The sequence below is a fragment of the Legionella sp. PC997 genome (genome assembly GCF_014109825.1).
Taxonomy (GTDB): Bacteria; Pseudomonadota; Gammaproteobacteria; order Legionellales; family Legionellaceae; genus Legionella.
The window spans coordinates 1,151,508-1,168,567 of sequence record NZ_CP059576.1; the positions used below are offsets into that span (position 1 = coordinate 1,151,508).

A 17,060-nucleotide genomic window follows, 5' to 3' on the forward strand; every position below is an offset into this window, starting at 1 on the left:
TACTCTAAAAAGACCCAAGATTCGAAAAGTAGGATTTGCTGACAAAACGCTACTCACTCTTGGTCATTACGGATGAGATTTAACACGCTACGATATCACATAGTTTGTGCATTTCGGGTGTTCTAAAAGCTCCTCATTTTGTCTTAATCCAGCGAATTGTCAACAGACCCTTATTCAAAAAAATCTTAGATTTGAAGATAAAATTGTTAATTAATTTAAAAATTGACTAAAATAGATCCTTTGTCCAATAAAAAGCACATTTTATGTTAAATGAAGCACTATCAAAAATGCCAGAAGTCTTTGAACCCAAAATATTATTGCGTGGTCAAGAGTATTTTGAAAATGGACATGTGCTCAATATACGTTTTAGCGATGGACTGTTAAAGGGACGAGTTAAAGGAAGTTCAAGTCAGATTTACGATGTACATATGGATTTAAAAGTCTGGCCAACGAAATTAGCCCATTGTACTTGTGCATACCAATATAATTGTAAGCATGCCGCCGCATGTTTGTTCGCTTTGCGGGACAGAGAAAAGGGAAATTCCCAATCTGTATCGGGTACTAAATTAAATAGAAGACTCGACAGCTGGTTGAAAAATTTACGGGCCCAAGAAGCGGCTGTAGTGAAAGCACCCGAAGTGACGCATCATTTAGTTTATCTCATAGAACTAAGACTTGATGGCCATGAGCATCGAGTGGCGATTAGATTAGCTTTAGCCAAGTTATTAAAACGTGGTGGCTATGGAAAAATGATTCCTTTCAATAGTCTTTCTGACTCCAAAAAGCAACATTTCATTGATGATGATAATGAGCTGGTGGCTTTGCTGTTGTTTAAATGTGGTGTTTCAGGCTGGTTTGATACATTAACCATTCGCAATAGTGAATTATTAGAGAGGGTTCTTGCTACAGGAAGGGCTTTTTTTATACAAAATAAGGATGAACCAATTCATTTAATTGAGCCGATTCAAGGTACCTGCCAATGGGTGTTATCTCATAATGGCAGTCAAAATTTGTTATTAATGCATGAAGGAAAAGTCATTGAACCTTTATTGTTGGATGACAGTTGGTTTTTTAATTATTTAGAAAGCACCATGGGGCATTTAACTACCCCATATCCAATAAAGCAATTGGGTTATTTATTGGAAGCTCCGCCAATACCCCTCGATCAGGCAGAATTATTAGCAAATAAAATGGGCCAAACATGCCCTGAATTTCCCATACCCCAAGTTTTTAAAGAACGCGAAGTTCGAAATGTTATGCCAGTACCGGTGCTTATCCTAGATGCCATTAGTGAACTTGGTGAAGAATCTCCATGGCTTTATGATACAGAAGAAGAATTGCATGCTTTATTTACTGCACGTATTGTATTTGATTATGCAGGTTTAAAAATCGCTGCATCTGAAGAATGCGACACAGTAGTTTGCCAGCAAGAAAATGTTTTAATTGAATATAAGCGGGATAGGGATTTTGAGAAAGCCAAATGGAATGAGGTACAGAATATACTTAAGCTGAGGGAACCAAGAGCCTGGGAAAATGAACAGTGGGAAAAAATAAAGAAAGCTGATTTTATAGTCCAGAATATAAATGTTTTGGCGGATTTGGAATTTCTTTACAGTCAATTAGTGCCAGAGTTAAAAAGTCGTGACTGGCAAGTTGAGTTTATTAGTTCGTTGTATCAAGAAGTTATTCATGCTGACGATGTAGAGTGGTACTCGGATCTGTATGAAAATACGACTGATTTTTTCTCTTATCAATTGGGAATTTTGGTTGAGGGTAAACCAGTGAGTATCGTACCTTTGGTGGCCGATTTGATCCACCGTTATAGTGGTAATGATTTGGATAATCTGCCAGATAACCAATTAGTAAAATTGCCCTTGCATGATGGGAGGGCCTTACAGTTAGAAATGGGACGAATTAAGCCTTTAGTTCGTTTGCTGTTACAATTTGGCTTGCGGCATATAGATGAAAACCAACAGGTCCAAATTAATAAGTACCAACTTATTCTCATGCGAGAGGCGGAATTAGCTATTGCAGCCACTAAAACACGATGGCAAGGAGCTGAAACCCTAAGAGAGCAAATCCGACAACTTTCCCAATTAACTCAGATTCCCGAGGTACAGCCTCCCACTGGGCTAGATGCTCATTTGCGAGATTATCAACGGGATGGATTGAATTGGTTACAATTTTTGCGGACCAGTCATTTTAGTGGAATTCTCGCCGACGATATGGGATTGGGTAAAACAGTACAAACCTTGGCGCATTTACAATATGAAAAAGAACAAGGTCGTATAAGAGCAGCGACCTTAATAGTTGCTCCCACAAGCCTTGTTGGAAATTGGCAAGCTGAAGCCAAACGTTTTACTCCTGAATTAAAAGTTTTAATTTATCATGGTTCAGATCGTCATCAGGATAATTTTGATGACTATGACATTGTTGTCTCTACTTATGGACTAATACATCGTGATAAAGAGAAATTTATAGCCTATTCGTTCTATTATCTTATATTGGATGAGGCGCAATTTATAAAAAATGCGCGCACCAAGACTACGCAGATTATCCAACAATTACACGCGACCCATCGCTTATGTCTTACCGGTACCCCTTTGGAAAATCACTTAGGTGAGTTATGGTCTTTATTTCATTTTTTAATGCCTGGTTTACTTGGTGATGCAAAACAATTTAGGCTTTGGTTCAGAACCCCTATTGAGAAATATGCAGATTTGAGTAGACGGGAAGTGCTTACTAAAAGAGTACAACCATTTATATTGAGAAGAACAAAAAATCAGGTGGCTCGTGAATTGCCTCCCAAAACTGAAATGACTCGCACTATAGAGATTGTGGGTCCCCAGCGGGATCTCTATGAAGCGATTCGTATGAGCATGGAGAAAAAAGTTCGTGATGCTATTGCCAAACAAGGATTAGGGAAAAGCCATATTCTGCTTCTGGATGCCCTACTAAAGTTACGTCAGGTGTGTTGTGACCCCCGACTGCTGTCATTGCCGGCAGCAGAAATTGCCTATGGGACTTCTGCCAAACTCGAAGCATTAATGGATTTATTAGATAATTTGGTGGGTGAGGGAAGGCGCGTGTTGGTATTTTCACAATTTACTTCGATGTTGCAGTTAATTGAAGATGAATTGCGTGCAAGAAATTATGATTACTTAAAATTAACGGGGCAGACAATGCATCGACAGGCCATGGTGGAAAAATTTCAGGAAGGAAAAACACCTGTTTTTCTTATCAGTTTAAAAGCAGGAGGGACCGGACTTAATTTAACACGAGCTGATACAGTGATTCATTATGATCCATGGTGGAATCCAGCTGTGGAAGACCAAGCGACCGATCGAACACATCGAATAGGTCAAGAAAACCCTGTGTTTGTTTATAAGTTGATTACCTCAGGTACTGTAGAGGAAGCTATTTTAGGGATGCAAGAGAAAAAAAGATTGCTCGTAGAAGGTATTTTATCTGCTGATCCCGCTAAAGCGTTGACTTTAAGTGAAGAGGATGTAGAACAATTTTTTATGCCTCTAGCTTGAGTTATGTTATGCATACAGGGGCGGGGATTACACCTACCCATAATATTTTATTTAATCGAACATAAGCCATCCATTTTTAAATTTATTCTATTTAAAACTGGCATAGTTTTCGATCATGGCATAAGCTATAAATGATTGTAAACATGGAGAAAATTATGAACTTATGGAAACTAGCTTGTGGCTTTTTTGTTGCCGCGTTCTATTTACCTGCAGTATTTGCAGCATCTCAAGCACCGGTAGGTACCTGGGTAACAATTGATGATAAAACGGGTAAGAAAAGAGCTGTTGTAACCATTAATGAGTCTGGTGGTACTTTAAGCGCAGTTATTAATAAGGTCTATCCACAACCTGGTGATACAGGTATTTGCGAGAAGTGTCCTGGAGGATTTAAAGGTAAGAAAATCCAAGGATTGCAATTTATGTGGGGATTGAAAAACGAGGGTAATAATGAATGGGGTGGTGGTTCAATACTAGATCCAAAGTCAGGTAAAGTCTATCGTGCTAAACTCACTGTTCAAGGGAACAGACTCTTAGTTCGAGGATATGTAGGTATTTCTTTATTAGGCCGTACTCAAGTTTGGCAAAAGCAATAATTAACAAACCAAATTTATTTTTTGTCATTCCTGCAGAGGTGGGAATGACAAAAAAAGATCGGATTCATTGAAAGTATGATTTTTGCCCGGTTGTTCGAGGTGACATCCTTTTAAAAGATCATTACAATAGATATCGTTCAAAATTCCATTATGTCATTACCATGTATGATCTGCAAAATTCCAAAAAGACAGTTGATCCTTTAAAACGACCACCTCATTCAGTGGAAGCAGAACAATCCATCATTGGTGGATTAATGTTGGACAATGAAGTTTGGGATAAGGTCAGCACTAAATTATGTGAAGCAGATTTTTATCGCACTGAGCATCGAATTTTATTTCGCGCCATTGCTTCTTTGGTAAAGAAAGATCAACCTTTTGATGTGGTGACCCTTCTTGACGCATTAAAGTCTTACAACGAATTGGATGACGCGGGTGGGGAAGCCTATCTGTTTGAACTGGCAAATAATACCCCCAGCGTTGCTAACGTGTCTGCTTATGCTGATATTGTGCGAGAAAAATCTGTACAAAGACAGCTTATTGCTGTAGCAACAGAGATTGCTGATTCGGCGTATAATCCTGGGGGCAGACAAGTCCCTGAGTTACTTGATATGGCAGAAACTAGAGTTTTTGCTATAGGCGAACAAACCGCCGGCGATGGTGGGCCTGAAAATATAAAATCCGTTTTGGTGCGTGCAGTGGAAAAAATTGATGCACTTTATCATAATGGCGATGCGATTACTGGGCTTGCTACGGGCTTGTCTGACTTGGATGAAATGACCTCAGGGTTACAACCTTCTGATTTAATTATTGTTGCAGGCCGTCCCTCCATGGGTAAAACGACTTTAGTTATGAATATGGCAGAGCATGCGGCGATTAAATCAGGAAAACCCGTGCTTGTTTTCTCTATGGAAATGCCCTCCGATTCTTTGGCAATGAGGATGATGTCTTCTTTGGGACGTATTGATCAACATAAAATTAGAACGGGGAAACTGGATGACGACGATTGGCCTCGTGTCACCTCTGCCGTGCATATGCTTTCGGAAGCTCCATTATTTATCGATGATACTCCAGCTTTAAGCCCTGGGGAAATGCGTGCACGAGCACGACGATTGGCAAAAGATCATGGAAATTTAGGGCTAATTGTGGTGGATTATTTACAATTAATGAAAGTACCTGGTTTTTCCGCTGATAACAGAACGGCAGAGATCTCTGAAATTTCTCGCAGTCTCAAATCGCTTGCTAAAGAATTACAGGTCCCGGTTATTGCTTTGTCACAGTTGAACCGAAGTCTGGAACAACGTTCAGATAAACGGCCTGTTATGTCTGATTTACGTGAATCGGGTGCGATCGAGCAAGATGCCGATCTAATCTGCTTTATTTATCGCGATGAAGTCTACAATGAAGACAGTCCTGATAAGGGAACCGCAGAAATAATTGTAGCAAAACAAAGAAATGGTCCTATTGGTAAAGTACGGGTAGCATTTATTGGTAAATACACCCGTTTTGAAGACTTAGCGTTTAATGGTTATCAAGGGGTAGATTAAGATGTCACGACCCACCAAATTGGTGATAGATCCCAATGCATTACACCATAATTTAGCGCGGATAAGACGCATTGCTCCAGGCAAAAAAATAATTGCTATGGTTAAAGCTAATGCCTATGGCTGTGGTGTACATGTTGTTGCACCTGTATTGGAAGGGCACGTGGATGCTTTTGGAGTAGCTTGTATTGAAGAAGCTTTAGTTCTTCATAAGATAGGAATTCGAACTCATTGTATTCTTTTTCAAGGCGTATTTAGTCCCGATGAGTTTAAGGCCGTCTCTCAATACCAGTTTGGTTGTGTGATTCATCAACCCCACCAGGTCCAATGGCTTTTAAACACTCCATTAGAAAAACCCATTAAACTTTGGGTTAAGGTAAATACGGGCATGCATCGCTTGGGTTTTAAAATCGAAGACCTGCAAGAACTAATGAATGCATTGCAATCATGCCCTTGGGTTGATAAAGAAATAGGCTTGATGACTCATTTAGCATGTGCTGATGAGCCAGAGCGAATTGAAAATTCCCAGCAAATTACTTTGTTTGAAAATATTTCAATCGCAGGGTTTAGTCAACGCAGTATAGCCAATTCAGCCGCTATTATTTCATTTCCCCAAACACATGCAGATGTGGTGAGACCGGGGATTATGCTTTATGGCGTATCTCCTTTTGCCAATCAGACTGCGATTGATTTGGGTCTGCTCCCTGTAATGCGTTTTGTTTCAGCAATTAGTGCCGTTCATTACAATCCTCCTTTAGCTCAAGTCGGATATAGTGGACTTTGGAAAAGTGAAAAGCCTTCAATTATTGGTATTGTTGCTGCAGGTTATGGGGATGGTTATCCACGGCATATAGCGGCAAATACCCCCGTTTGGGTCCAAGGCAAAGAAGTGCCTATTGTAGGGCGAGTCTCGATGGATATGCTTGCCGTGGATTTAACAGATCATTCAGAAGTAAAGCCTGGAGCACCTGTTGAGCTTTGGGGGACTCATATTTTAGTTGAGCGAGTTGCTCAAGCGGCCGGTACTTCAGGATATGAATTATTATGTCAAATCTCTGAGCGAGTACGTCACGATTAAGAATATAGGTATTCTCTGCTAGTGAAATGGGAACTTAGGCCGATGAAATTAAAAGCAAATCTCGAAGTTATGGGCCGAATACCAAGGGATGCATTTAACTATGGATAATAACTGACCGTGATGATAGAATTACAACCGATTTCTATAACCTTTAAATTGGGTGATATGTTATGAAAAAAATAGCTGTTGCATCTTTGTCTTTATTATTAGTTGGTTGTGCATCAATGAATCACCAAGATGTAGGTACTCTTTCAGGTGGGGTTATTGGGGGATTAATTGGAAGTCAATTTGGGGGTGGCCCAGCAGCTAAATTGGCGGCAACAGCAGGTGGTGCTATTGCTGGTGCTTATTTAGGTGGCCAAATTGGTAAATATATGGATAAAGTAGATAGAATGGAAATGCAACGTGCCTTAGAAACTGCGCCCACTGGCAGATCAGTACATTGGTCAAATCCAGACACTGGAAATAGTTATACCGTACAACCCACTCGCACGTATTATCGTGAACATTTGCCTTGCCGTGAATATCTAACTAAGGCAATCATTGATGGAAGACCACAAACATTACGTGGTAGCGCATGTCGTCAGCCAGATGGCACATGGCATGTGGTAAATTAAATAAATCATCTATTATAGCCTGGGGGAAGCGCGGCGGAACCCAGGTTGAATCAGCCTCACTGAATTATGATCGCAGCCTCCCTTAAGCTCCTGCTTTTCTTAAAATAGACTAACCATTAATTAATAATTTCTCACAAATTAAAAAATATAGAGCTTCTAATTGATGCAGATCCTTTAAAGAAACGCATTCATTCACTTGATGAATAGTGGTATTTACTGGGCCCAATTCTACTACTTCAACGCCATAGGGCGCGATAAATCGGCCATCAGAGGTTCCGCCACTGGTAGAAAGCTCTGGCGTAATTCCAGTAAGTTCGTTAATTGCTTGCTTACAACTGTCTAATAAGGCACCTTGAGCTGTCAAGAAAGGCTCGCCACTGAGACGCCATTCAATGATGGGATTCAAATCGTGCTCCTGAAAAGTAGCAAAAACTTTTTCTTTTAATGAGCTATGTGTTTGCTCTGTGGAGTACCTAAAATTAAGGTGTAAAATCAGTTCTCCAGGAATTATATTTGGAGCATGCCCCCCTGATTGAAGGTGAGTAACTTGCATTGAGGTTGGTGGGAAATGATGATTGCCCTGATCCCAGAGCGTAGAAGTCAGTTTCGCTAAGGCGGGACTAATTTTATGGATTGGATTATCTGCTAGATGTGGGTAGGCGACATGACCTTGTTTTCCATGTAACCTAACTTTGGCGCTTAGTGAACCGCGACGACCAATTTTAATTACATCCCCAATTTTTTCACTACTTGATGGTTCGCCTACCACACAATAATCAATGTGAATACCTTGATTTTGCAAAAGCTGCATAACATAAGGGGTGCCTAGATCGTAATCATCGCCTTCTTCACCACTTGTAATAAGAAAACCTAATTTTCCCTGAAATTTAGGATAGGTTTTAATAAATCGCTGTGCCATCACTAACATGCAAGCCAGGCTTCCTTTCATGTCAGCGACACCACGTCCGTAAAGCATTCCGTTTTTATTCAGCGCTGCAAACGGATCAGACAACCATTTTGTGATATCGCCAACAGGAACCACATCCGTATGACCCGCAAATACTAAAAGAGGCCCAGATTCTCCATAAAAGGCAAAGAAGTTTGAGACAGAGCCATTATTCATCCGTTGACAAGTGAATCCTGATTGCTCCAAGAATTGAATCATAAACTCTTGGCAACCGGCATCTTCGGGAGTAATCGAGGGGAATTTCACAAGCTCCACTACGATTTCTTCTAACAATTTTTTCGACTCAATCATAGGCTAATTAGCTCTCAATAGTTCATTAATGCTTACTTTCGCTCGGGTCTTTTCATCCACCTGTTTCACAATGACCGCACAATATAAACTGTAGCTTTTATCTTCACTGGGCAAACTACCTGCAACAACTACAGATCCTTCTGGGATACGACCATAGGTAATTTCACCGGTAAGACGATTGTATATTTTTGTACTTTGCCCTAAATAAACGCCCATAGATAAAACAGAGTTTCGTTCCACAATAACCCCTTCAACTACTTCCGAGCGGGCGCCGATAAAGCAATTATCTTCGATAATGGTAGGATTAGCCTGTAAAGGTTCAAGTACACCACCAATGCCTACTCCCCCAGAAAGATGCACATTTTTACCGATTTGTGCACAAGAACCCACTGTGGCCCAAGTATCTACCATAACTCCTTCATCAATGTAGGCACCCACATTGACGTAAGAAGGCATTAAAACACAGTTTTTGGCAATGTATGCCCCTTTGCGGACTAAAGCATGAGGCACCACGCGTACCCCTGTTTGTTTAAACTGCTCTTCAGTATAGTTATTGTATTTAAGCGGTACTTTGTCATAAAACTGACAAAAACCGGAATCAATTACTTGGTTAGGATAAAGTCTAAAGGATAAAAGAACCGCTTTTTTTATCCACTGATGAACGATCCATTCATTATTTATTTTTTCAGCCACTCGGAATTGGCCGCTGTCCAAACACGAAAGCACTTCATTTACTGCAGTAATGAGTTCAGAAGGAGCTGTATCAATGGATAATGTTTGACGTTGTTCAAAACCTTGCTCAATTATAGTTTGTAAAGTCTGCATATATTTTTCCTATGTTACTTTGTATTCCGAGTGTATTGTAGCCTGGGTGCAGTGTAACCGGAGAAATTATAGGTCGAGTTAAAACCCAGATTTCGCTGGCAGCACCCATCGTACTCATTAAATTTAATATGCCAGCGCATATTCCAAATCAGCTTGTAAATCTTCTATATGTTCTATGCCCACTGAAAGTCTAATAAATCCATCTTCTATCCCTAAGGATTTACGTTGTTCTGGAGGGATCGAGGCATGCGTCATAATTGCTGGATGCTCAATTAAACTTTCTACTCCACCTAGACTTTCGGCTAGAGTAAATAATTCACAGCGAGCCAGAAAGCGTTTTGCTGCATCTATACCCCCATCAATTACCATGGAAATCATGCCTCCAAACCCATGCATTTGTTCTTTAGCTAATTTATGTTGGGGATGGCTTGCAAGACCGGGATAAATGACTTTTTTTACTCTGGACTGGCTACTCAGCCAATGTGCTAAATGATGTGCATTTTCGCAATGCCGCTCCATACGCAATGACAATGTTTTTAAACTTCTTAAAACTAAAAAACTATCAAATGGACCTGCAATTCCCCCACAGGAGTTTTGAAGAAAAGCGATTTTTTCAGATAAATTTTGATTATCACCCACCACTACGACACCACTGACCACGTCTGAATGGCCATTGAGATATTTAGTTGCTGAATGCAATACAATGTCAAATCCTAATTCAATAGGCCTTTGAATCCAAGGGGTTGCAAACGTATTGTCTGCCACAGTGATGAGATTATGGCGTTTGGCTATAGTCGCTATTTCCCTTAAATTGGCCAGTTTTAACATGGGGTTTGAAGGGGTCTCTACCCAGAGCATGCGGGTTTTGGGGGTAATCGCAGCTTCTATATTGCGTGTATCCGACATGTCGACAAAAGAAAAAGATAATCCAGATGTGCGGGTTTTAACTTTGTCAAATAAACGAAAAGTTCCTCCATACAGATCATCCATAGCGACAACATGATCTCCTGCATCTAATAAATCAACAATTGTATTAATTGCAGCCATCCCAGAAGCAAATGCAAAACCACGTTCCCCCGATTCTAAACTGGCAATACATCCTTCAAAGGCCCCCCGAGTAGGGTTATGGGTACGAGAATATTCATAACCAAGATTTTCGCCCGGGGCAATTTGTTTGTAAGTGGAGGTCGCATATATAGGAGTCATGACGGCACCAGTACTTGGGCAGGGTTGTTGCCCTGCATGAATGGCTCGAGTTTCAAAGTGATTCTTTTTCATTGGACTGTCCTTAGGTCTGTAAATATTTTTTATCAATACCTTCTTCATTAAACGAGTTCCAAACGCAACTGAGAAGATGAATTAAATCAAAGGCAGAGCTCGCATCCTCGGTACTGTCGTGTACATTCAGGTTCCTCTCTCTACGTCTCTTGTTAATTCACTTCATCAGCGAGTTTTGAAAAGAGGTGTATTTATAGAGGGCGATCTTTTCAGAGCGGTTTATGTAGGATATTCTAGTGGGGGTTCTATATATAGGCAAGTTCTACTTCTCTAAAGCACGAAGAGGAGTCTAGGTCTAGGCAAGTTAATACTGCAGGGGCGTTTTGATAATGAAATTTGATCTTCAAGCTTTATTTTCAGCAAAATACGCACAATGGATTATTATCTCCTTAATTTCACTTTTTTCCGTACTGATTATTGCCGAATATGCTACATTGATATTTTCTCCGGCACATATTCAGACAGAACCTGAAACCATAACTGAAATGCCGGTAGTTGCAAAACAAAATTCTTTTGATGCAATTTTACATTCTTCTTTATTTGGTGTGTATGTTTCTGATAATTTATCGACAATTAAAAAATCGATGCTGAATGTTACTTTAGTCGGAATTTTGTTTGCTAATGAAATAAATGATTCTCAAGTAATTATTCGTTCTGCTGATGGAGAGGAGAACACTTATAAATTGGGGGATAGCATTCCGGGCGGTGCAGTAATAAAACGCATCATGGCCTCTGGAATTTTAGTTGAACGCAATGGTGCCTTAGAGAGTTTAAGTTTACCCAAAATTGAATTAATCTTTGAACCCATAGCAAAGCCTTTAGATGAGGAATAAAAATAAATGAGACGTTTATATAATCTATTCATCGTTGTAATTTTTATTTCTATTCTTGCAGGATGTGCTATGACTAGTGCGCGGAATTTGCGTGAGGGAATAGATAATTTCAGACTGGAAGAGTATCGCAAGGCATTTATCCGCTTAAAACCGTTGGCTCAAAAAGGTCTACCTGATGCACAATATGCTGTAGGGTATATGTATTATTATGGCAAAGGAGTGGTTGAAGACCGAAAAAAAGCCTGGTTCTGGATCAATGCGGCTGCCAATTTAGGGCAACCTGATGCAAAAGTAGCGATTCAAATATTAACCAGTGGGGGTTCACTCCGTTAAAAACATAATATTTGTAGCCTGGGTGTAGAACAGCGACTCCGAAATTTTGGATACTTATTATAAAAAAATTAAAAAAGTCATAGTCATACCATAAGGTATTTCAAATGTACAAATTGTAATGAAAAGATAATATTTTGCTGGTAGGCTGCGCTAGCCCTAAAGCGCTTATTTGTTCTTTAGTAAACCACTGTCCTTTTGGTTCAAACAATGTCTTACCTAAAACTTTAGTTTTGATAGTAAGTGCGTTGATTTCTAAATGAAAATGGCTGAAACGGTGTTTAAAAGCAATCAGTTTCTGGGGTGCTTCTCCTGATAAATCATAGTTCAAACGAATGAAATCAAGTGGGCAATCTTCTTCATCTAAGTAGGGTAAACACCATAAACCTCCCCATAATCCAACCGGTGGTCTTTTTTCTAAATAAACGTGGCCTTGTTCATTGTGTAAGACAAGTAATTGTTGGTATTGGATGGGGACTGGTTTCTTTATTTTTTTAGTGGGATATAAGTGCTGTTCTTTATGTTTATAAGCTAGACAATTATTCTGTAAGGGACAATTAAGGCAATTCGGATTTTTAGGAGTACAGCATATTGCACCTAAATCCATAATCGCTTGAGTATAATCAGCACAGCGGTCTTGAGGCATACACGAATTAGCCAATTCCCATAAAGTCTTTTTTATTTGAGTTTGTTCTGGATAGCCATTAATTATGAAAAAACGCGTCAAAACTCGTTTTACATTTCCATCAAGAATAGCAACTGGTTGGTTAAAGGCTTGCGACGCAATGGCTGCTGCAGTAGAGGGGCCAATTCCTGGTAGTTCCGTAAGTAGAAGATAATTATCAGGGACAACACCGTCATGGTTTTGCATCACTGTTTTGGCTGTCTGATGAAGATTTCTAGCGCGGCTGTAGTAACCCAGGCCTGACCATAAAGAAAGTACTTCATCTTCATTTGCTTGAGCTAAATCCCCAATGTTAGGAAATCGTTGCATAAAACGTTCAAAATACGGGATAACCGTTTTAACTTGGGTCTGCTGAAGCATAATCTCGGAAATCCAGACTCTGTAGGGCGTACGGGGTAATTGCCACGGCAAGTTTTTTCGTCCATACAGATCAAACCAATTCAGCAAGGGTTTACTAAATTGTTCATATAAATTTTGCTTATCCACGTGCCAATTCTCGATAGTTTATTATTGGCGTACTGTAAAAAAAGTAATGCTCTAGGTCAATGAGATCCGCTTATCAATACCCATTTCAATAATGCTTCATGAGCCCCTCGCAAGGAATTTCGTCGGGTACAAAAAGGGATAATATAGCCAAATACTTAAAGTAACTTTTAGCTGTCCGCTTACAAAAATACAACTGGTTACAGGCTAATAACAACTCTGTCTCTAGTCATGCACACTTGCTGAACACTCATAACCTTATTAATATTAGGAAAGAATTAAAGTTGATTCGCTAAGTGTCGATATATAGTCTATCGTTTTAAATAGGGGGCCGGTTGTACTCAGGATGAATCAATCAAGCTGAATCATTTTGCTAAAGATTGTAGCGATGCGTTTTTATATTGGAGCAGTGAGTTTTTAAGACTTTTTCATAAAACAAAAGTTAAAATGTTTAAAGACAGAAAAAAAGATCTTAAGTGAACGCGCAGTTCAATGAATGAAACGTGTGCTGTAAATCTGTTGGTGAGAGATTTAGGTTCAAATCAAGGAGAGATTATGCGCCATAGCCAACATGAAATAGTGGTATTAAAACCCACGGCTGTTTTTTTATCATTTCTTGCTTCACAAATATCTGACACAAAATTACCCGATCTTAGATTGTTACAAATTGATAATACGGCTTACGTGTTACCCAAACAAAACTCAGATGATGCGACTTTGGATGAAATAGAAAAACATTTCTCAAAAATGTTTCGCCATGAAATTTGTCGTTGGTTAGGTGATAAAGCGCGTAACGAAATTGAAACCAATTTTCTGGATTTTCTTTGTTGTTTTAAATTTGAGCTACACAACCATATTGTATTGATGGAGCCTTCAATAGAAACAAGTCATCAATTATTGCTCATTAAGCCTCGTTCTGCTTTACTCGATTGGATAAAAGAATCATTAGAAGGCCAAGAGGATCTCTCAGATGTTATTGAAAAAGTAGAGTTATCGCATTTGGAAGAAAATGCTACTGCGTTAGTAAAGAATTTTTCAAATTTGACGGACATAAAACCGTTTATCAAAGAGCATTATTTGCCCATTTTTTCAGCAGCGATGAGTCGTATGTCAAGTGTACCTGAACAGTGGCCAATAATTGATTCTTATCAGACGTTTAGCCAGTATTTTGCCATTGAAATTCATACTCAATTAATTCATTTGTCTCATACTAGGAGTTGATTATGGAGCCAGTCAGTATAGCGCTTATTTGTGCTGCAGTATTGGGAACAGTTGTTGTTTTGGCTGCATTCATTAGACAAATTTTATTAAGCAGAGACAAGCAATTAAATGATACGGCACAAACTAGGGCTTTATCTCATGAGGTTAAAGAGCTTGAAAAAATGCGTACTCAAATGCAAAGTGAGAAGCGATTTGATTCTCATTATCAAGTGCTTGGTTCCAATAAAGATGCAATTAAGTATATAGATACTAAAGTAGAGGAGATTTTAAACAAAAAAACTGAATTAGTGGAGCGTTACGCCCAGGCTATTATCAAAGAATCTGGTTCTATAGTTAGTGGGGAAATTTCGTCTGAACGTAAAATTGCATGTGATCGCTTAAGAGAGGAAATTGACCGTGAGATCGCATTTTATGATACTGAACTAAAGCAACTACAGGAAAGAAGAGGTCTTTTATGGGATGCACATACTGATTTTCAAAAATATCTTTTGAACCAAGAAAAAGCTCGGAATGACAGTCTGGATAATGTATACCAACAGCATTCAGCGCTATTGGAAAAAGTTTATTTGCGTCATATCGATAATACTGAAATTGTAGCGGTGAAAAGCATCGAAGCATCATCCATGACTTTTAAAGACATGATAATGATTCCAATTCAATTTCTGATGCAATATTTTGGGGTTAGTGCTGGAATTTCGTTGATCCAAACGCGAGTAGAGCATGTTGCACGTATTGAAGTAGATAAAATACAACAGGAAATAAATAATCAGCCAGCAAAACAAAAAGAAAATAAGGTGGCTAAAGATAGCAAGACCCGTCAAGATAAACAGCACGAAAGCCCCCCAAAAGACGAGAAGAAAGAGGAGAGGAATCATTCAATAACATTTGCTTGAAAATTATTCTGCTAACTCATTTAGTGACATTTTTGATTGTTTATATTACAATTCCACTTTCATTTTTTGCTGGAATGCAAAATTTTTAGCTAATTGGGAGATATATTGATGGCAAAACATCGTTTTTTATGGTTTATGACATTTATGTTATGTTCTATTCTGGCTTTGCCAGGACATAGCGCAGGTGTAAACTCACTTCTTCCTGATGAACAAAATACGGTCACCGTATTTCATGAAGCAGCACCAAAGGTAGTTTATGTTCACAGGTTGACCACAATTACCAGCCGGTCGTTGCAGAAAAAACAAGTGCCAGATGGCGCGGGCTCTGGAATTGTGTGGAATAATAATGGGTATATAGTCACTAATTATCATGTCATCAAAGGTGCCGATAAGTTGGCGATTACTTTAGGGAATTTAACCGTTCCGGCTAAGGTTGTTGGCTCAGAGCCACGTAAGGACATCGCGGTATTGAAAATTGAATCGCCACAAGCCTTGGCTTTACTTAAATCATTTAAACCGTTTGAAGTAGTACATCTGCATGAACTCATGGTAGGACAAAAGGCTATTGCGATTGGTAATCCTTTTGGTTTGGATCATAGTTTGTCTAAGGGAGTAATTTCTGCTTTAGGTAGAAAGGTGCCTGGTATTGGGGGAGTTACAATCCGCAATATGATTCAGACAGACACTCCAATCAATCCAGGTAACTCAGGTGGTCCCTTATTGAATAGCGCCGGGCAGTTAATTGGTATGAATACGATGATTTATTCTCATTCAGGCTCATCTGCCGGAATCGGTTTTGCTGTCCCTGCTGATGATATTGACCGCATTGTGACGCAAATTATTAAAAATGGTCGAGTCGTATTGTCTGGTATAGGTATTCAAAGTGTACCGCCCAATATTGCTCGTCAATTAGGTATACGTAAAGGGATACTTATTGCTGATGTTTTACGCGATACACCTGCCGCTAAAGTTCATTTGCGCGGTACTCATAGAGATCCTTGGGGACGTATCGAGTTAGGTGATATAATTGTTGCACTCAATGGACATGCTGTTCCAAACTACGATGCTCTCTACAACATGTTGACTGAAATAAAAGTAGGCGAGCAAATAACCGTATCCATTCAGCGAGGAAGTAAGCAAATGGATGTAAAAATGAAAACAATCGATATCGCAGGAATCTAGATTTTTTCTCGATTTAATCTGTTAGTATGCACAGCCTGGATTGCAGTTTTAAATCCAGGCTGTATGCTTTTATAGGTCTTAAAAATTGATGGAGAATAAGGATGTTACTTAATAAAGAGGACTCACTTTTATTACTGGTTGATGTACAGGAAAAATTAACACCAGCGGTTCTAAATAGTGAAGCATTTATTTCGCGCTGTGAATGGCTTTTAAAATTAGCTAGAAAAATCGGCGTACCTATTTTGGTAAGTGAGCAATATCCTCAAGGTCTTGGTTCAACTCTGCAGCAATTTCAATCTTATTTTGATCCCCAACAATGTATTGATAAAGTAAGTTTTTCTTGTATGGGTGAACCTAAATACCAAGAGCAATTAAAAAAGCATCATAAAAAGCAATTAATCCTCATTGGGATTGAAACTCATGTTTGTGTTTTACAGACTGCCTTAGAAATGAAAGCGGCTGGATTTGAGGTTTTTGTTGTGGTTGATGCAGTAAGTTGTCGTGGTGAACAAAATATGAAATATGGACTGAAACGAATGAAAAATGAAGGCGTTCATTTGGTTACTTCCGAAATGGTATTTTTTGAGTGGTTAAGAAAGGCAGGGACTCCTGAATTCAAACAATTGAGTAAGGAGTTTTTTTAGGAGAGTTTGCATCTAATGTGCCAAAACCTTGTTCATTTTTTTCTGGGTGCAGCAAAGTGA

General features: G+C 39.2%; 15 protein-coding genes. 11 read left to right on the forward strand and 4 right to left on the reverse strand.

Going from position 1 to position 17,060, the window contains the following annotated elements; all coding sequences use genetic code 11:
• The first annotated feature begins 263 nt into the window (after window positions 1-263).
• From HBNCFIEN_RS04780 to HBNCFIEN_RS04800, 5 genes are all read left to right on the forward strand, one after another.
• Window positions 264-3,539 carry a DEAD/DEAH box helicase gene (locus HBNCFIEN_RS04780; RefSeq protein ID WP_182392936.1) on the forward strand — a complete coding sequence of 1,092 codons (3,276 nt, stop codon included), beginning with the start codon at window positions 264-266 and terminating at the stop codon, window positions 3,537-3,539.
• Window positions 3,540-3,694: 155 nt separating this feature from the next.
• On the forward strand, window positions 3,695-4,132 hold the full coding sequence (locus tag HBNCFIEN_RS04785) for a DUF2147 domain-containing protein (RefSeq protein WP_182392937.1): 438 nt from the start codon (window positions 3,695-3,697) through the stop codon (window positions 4,130-4,132).
• 161 nt (window positions 4,133-4,293) lie between these two features.
• Window positions 4,294-5,676 (forward strand): replicative DNA helicase, encoded by a 1,383-nt coding sequence (dnaB, locus tag HBNCFIEN_RS04790; protein ID WP_182392938.1) that lies wholly within the window; start codon window positions 4,294-4,296, stop codon window positions 5,674-5,676.
• 1 nt (window position 5,677) lies between these two features.
• Window positions 5,678-6,751, forward strand: coding sequence for an alanine racemase (alr, locus tag HBNCFIEN_RS04795; RefSeq protein ID WP_182392939.1), 1,074 nt, complete (start codon window positions 5,678-5,680; stop codon window positions 6,749-6,751).
• A 170-nt stretch (window positions 6,752-6,921) separates the two neighbouring features.
• Window positions 6,922-7,368 (forward strand): RT0821/Lpp0805 family surface protein, encoded by a 447-nt coding sequence (locus tag HBNCFIEN_RS04800; protein WP_182392940.1) that lies wholly within the window; start codon window positions 6,922-6,924, stop codon window positions 7,366-7,368.
• Between the two features lie 109 nt (window positions 7,369-7,477).
• On the opposite strand, the gene dapE is transcribed toward HBNCFIEN_RS04800, so the two are convergent.
• The 3 genes from dapE to HBNCFIEN_RS04815 form a co-directional block, all read right to left on the reverse strand.
• Window positions 7,478-8,626 (reverse strand): succinyl-diaminopimelate desuccinylase, encoded by a 1,149-nt coding sequence (gene dapE, locus HBNCFIEN_RS04805; RefSeq protein ID WP_182392941.1) that lies wholly within the window; start codon window positions 8,624-8,626, stop codon window positions 7,478-7,480.
• 3 nt (window positions 8,627-8,629) lie between these two features.
• On the reverse strand, window positions 8,630-9,451 hold the full coding sequence (dapD, locus tag HBNCFIEN_RS04810) for a 2,3,4,5-tetrahydropyridine-2,6-dicarboxylate N-succinyltransferase (protein WP_182392942.1): 822 nt from the start codon (window positions 9,449-9,451) through the stop codon (window positions 8,630-8,632).
• A 123-nt stretch (window positions 9,452-9,574) separates the two neighbouring features.
• Window positions 9,575-10,729 (reverse strand): PLP-dependent aspartate aminotransferase family protein, encoded by a 1,155-nt coding sequence (locus HBNCFIEN_RS04815; RefSeq protein WP_182392943.1) that lies wholly within the window; start codon window positions 10,727-10,729, stop codon window positions 9,575-9,577.
• Between the two features lie 329 nt (window positions 10,730-11,058).
• Here HBNCFIEN_RS04815 and HBNCFIEN_RS04820 point away from each other — a divergent pair, with 329 nt between their 5' ends.
• On the forward strand, window positions 11,059-11,562 hold the full coding sequence (locus HBNCFIEN_RS04820) for a type II secretion system protein N (protein WP_182392944.1): 504 nt from the start codon (window positions 11,059-11,061) through the stop codon (window positions 11,560-11,562).
• Window positions 11,563-11,568: 6 nt separating this feature from the next.
• On the forward strand, window positions 11,569-11,895 hold the full coding sequence (locus tag HBNCFIEN_RS04825) for a tetratricopeptide repeat protein (protein ID WP_182392945.1): 327 nt from the start codon (window positions 11,569-11,571) through the stop codon (window positions 11,893-11,895).
• Window positions 11,896-11,995: 100 nt separating this feature from the next.
• Here the strand turns inward: HBNCFIEN_RS04825 and mutY are convergent, their stop codons facing one another.
• A complete protein-coding gene (gene mutY / locus HBNCFIEN_RS04830) occupies window positions 11,996-13,063 on the reverse strand; it encodes an A/G-specific adenine glycosylase (RefSeq protein WP_182392946.1) in 1,068 nt (355 codons plus the stop codon).
• Between the two features lie 552 nt (window positions 13,064-13,615).
• On the opposite strand from mutY, the gene HBNCFIEN_RS04835 reads away from it, so the two are divergent.
• From HBNCFIEN_RS04835 to HBNCFIEN_RS04850, 4 genes are all read left to right on the forward strand, one after another.
• Window positions 13,616-14,281: a hypothetical protein gene (locus HBNCFIEN_RS04835; protein ID WP_182392947.1), complete on the forward strand. Its 666-nt coding sequence runs from the start codon at window positions 13,616-13,618 to the stop codon at window positions 14,279-14,281.
• Between the two features lie 2 nt (window positions 14,282-14,283).
• Window positions 14,284-15,174 (forward strand): hypothetical protein, encoded by an 891-nt coding sequence (locus HBNCFIEN_RS04840; RefSeq protein ID WP_182392948.1) that lies wholly within the window; start codon window positions 14,284-14,286, stop codon window positions 15,172-15,174.
• 108 nt (window positions 15,175-15,282) lie between these two features.
• Window positions 15,283-16,356: a S1C family serine protease gene (locus HBNCFIEN_RS04845; protein ID WP_182392949.1), complete on the forward strand. Its 1,074-nt coding sequence runs from the start codon at window positions 15,283-15,285 to the stop codon at window positions 16,354-16,356.
• Window positions 16,357-16,457: 101 nt separating this feature from the next.
• Window positions 16,458-17,000, forward strand: coding sequence for a hydrolase (locus tag HBNCFIEN_RS04850; RefSeq protein WP_182392950.1), 543 nt, complete (start codon window positions 16,458-16,460; stop codon window positions 16,998-17,000).
• The last annotated feature ends 60 nt before the right edge of the window (window positions 17,001-17,060 follow it).

Bases quoted from the DNA above. Each gene is read 5' to 3' on its own strand.
- HBNCFIEN_RS04780 (WP_182392936.1), top strand. From the start codon at position 264: ATGTTAAATGAAGCACTATCAAAAATGCCAGAAGTCTTTGAACCCAAA.
- HBNCFIEN_RS04785 (WP_182392937.1), top strand. From the start codon at position 3,695: ATGAACTTATGGAAACTAGCTTGTGGCTTTTTTGTTGCCGCGTTCTAT.
- dnaB (WP_182392938.1), top strand. From the start codon at position 4,294: ATGTATGATCTGCAAAATTCCAAAAAGACAGTTGATCCTTTAAAACGA.
- alr (WP_182392939.1), top strand. From the start codon at position 5,678: ATGTCACGACCCACCAAATTGGTGATAGATCCCAATGCATTACACCAT.
- HBNCFIEN_RS04800 (WP_182392940.1), top strand. From the start codon at position 6,922: ATGAAAAAAATAGCTGTTGCATCTTTGTCTTTATTATTAGTTGGTTGT.
- dapE (WP_182392941.1), bottom strand. From the start codon at position 8,626: ATGATTGAGTCGAAAAAATTGTTAGAAGAAATCGTAGTGGAGCTTGTG.
- dapD (WP_182392942.1), bottom strand. From the start codon at position 9,451: ATGCAGACTTTACAAACTATAATTGAGCAAGGTTTTGAACAACGTCAA.
- HBNCFIEN_RS04815 (WP_182392943.1), bottom strand. From the start codon at position 10,729: ATGAAAAAGAATCACTTTGAAACTCGAGCCATTCATGCAGGGCAACAA.
- HBNCFIEN_RS04820 (WP_182392944.1), top strand. From the start codon at position 11,059: ATGAAATTTGATCTTCAAGCTTTATTTTCAGCAAAATACGCACAATGG.
- HBNCFIEN_RS04825 (WP_182392945.1), top strand. From the start codon at position 11,569: ATGAGACGTTTATATAATCTATTCATCGTTGTAATTTTTATTTCTATT.
- HBNCFIEN_RS04835 (WP_182392947.1), top strand. From the start codon at position 13,616: ATGCGCCATAGCCAACATGAAATAGTGGTATTAAAACCCACGGCTGTT.
- HBNCFIEN_RS04840 (WP_182392948.1), top strand. From the start codon at position 14,284: ATGGAGCCAGTCAGTATAGCGCTTATTTGTGCTGCAGTATTGGGAACA.
- HBNCFIEN_RS04845 (WP_182392949.1), top strand. From the start codon at position 15,283: ATGGCAAAACATCGTTTTTTATGGTTTATGACATTTATGTTATGTTCT.
- HBNCFIEN_RS04850 (WP_182392950.1), top strand. From the start codon at position 16,458: ATGTTACTTAATAAAGAGGACTCACTTTTATTACTGGTTGATGTACAG.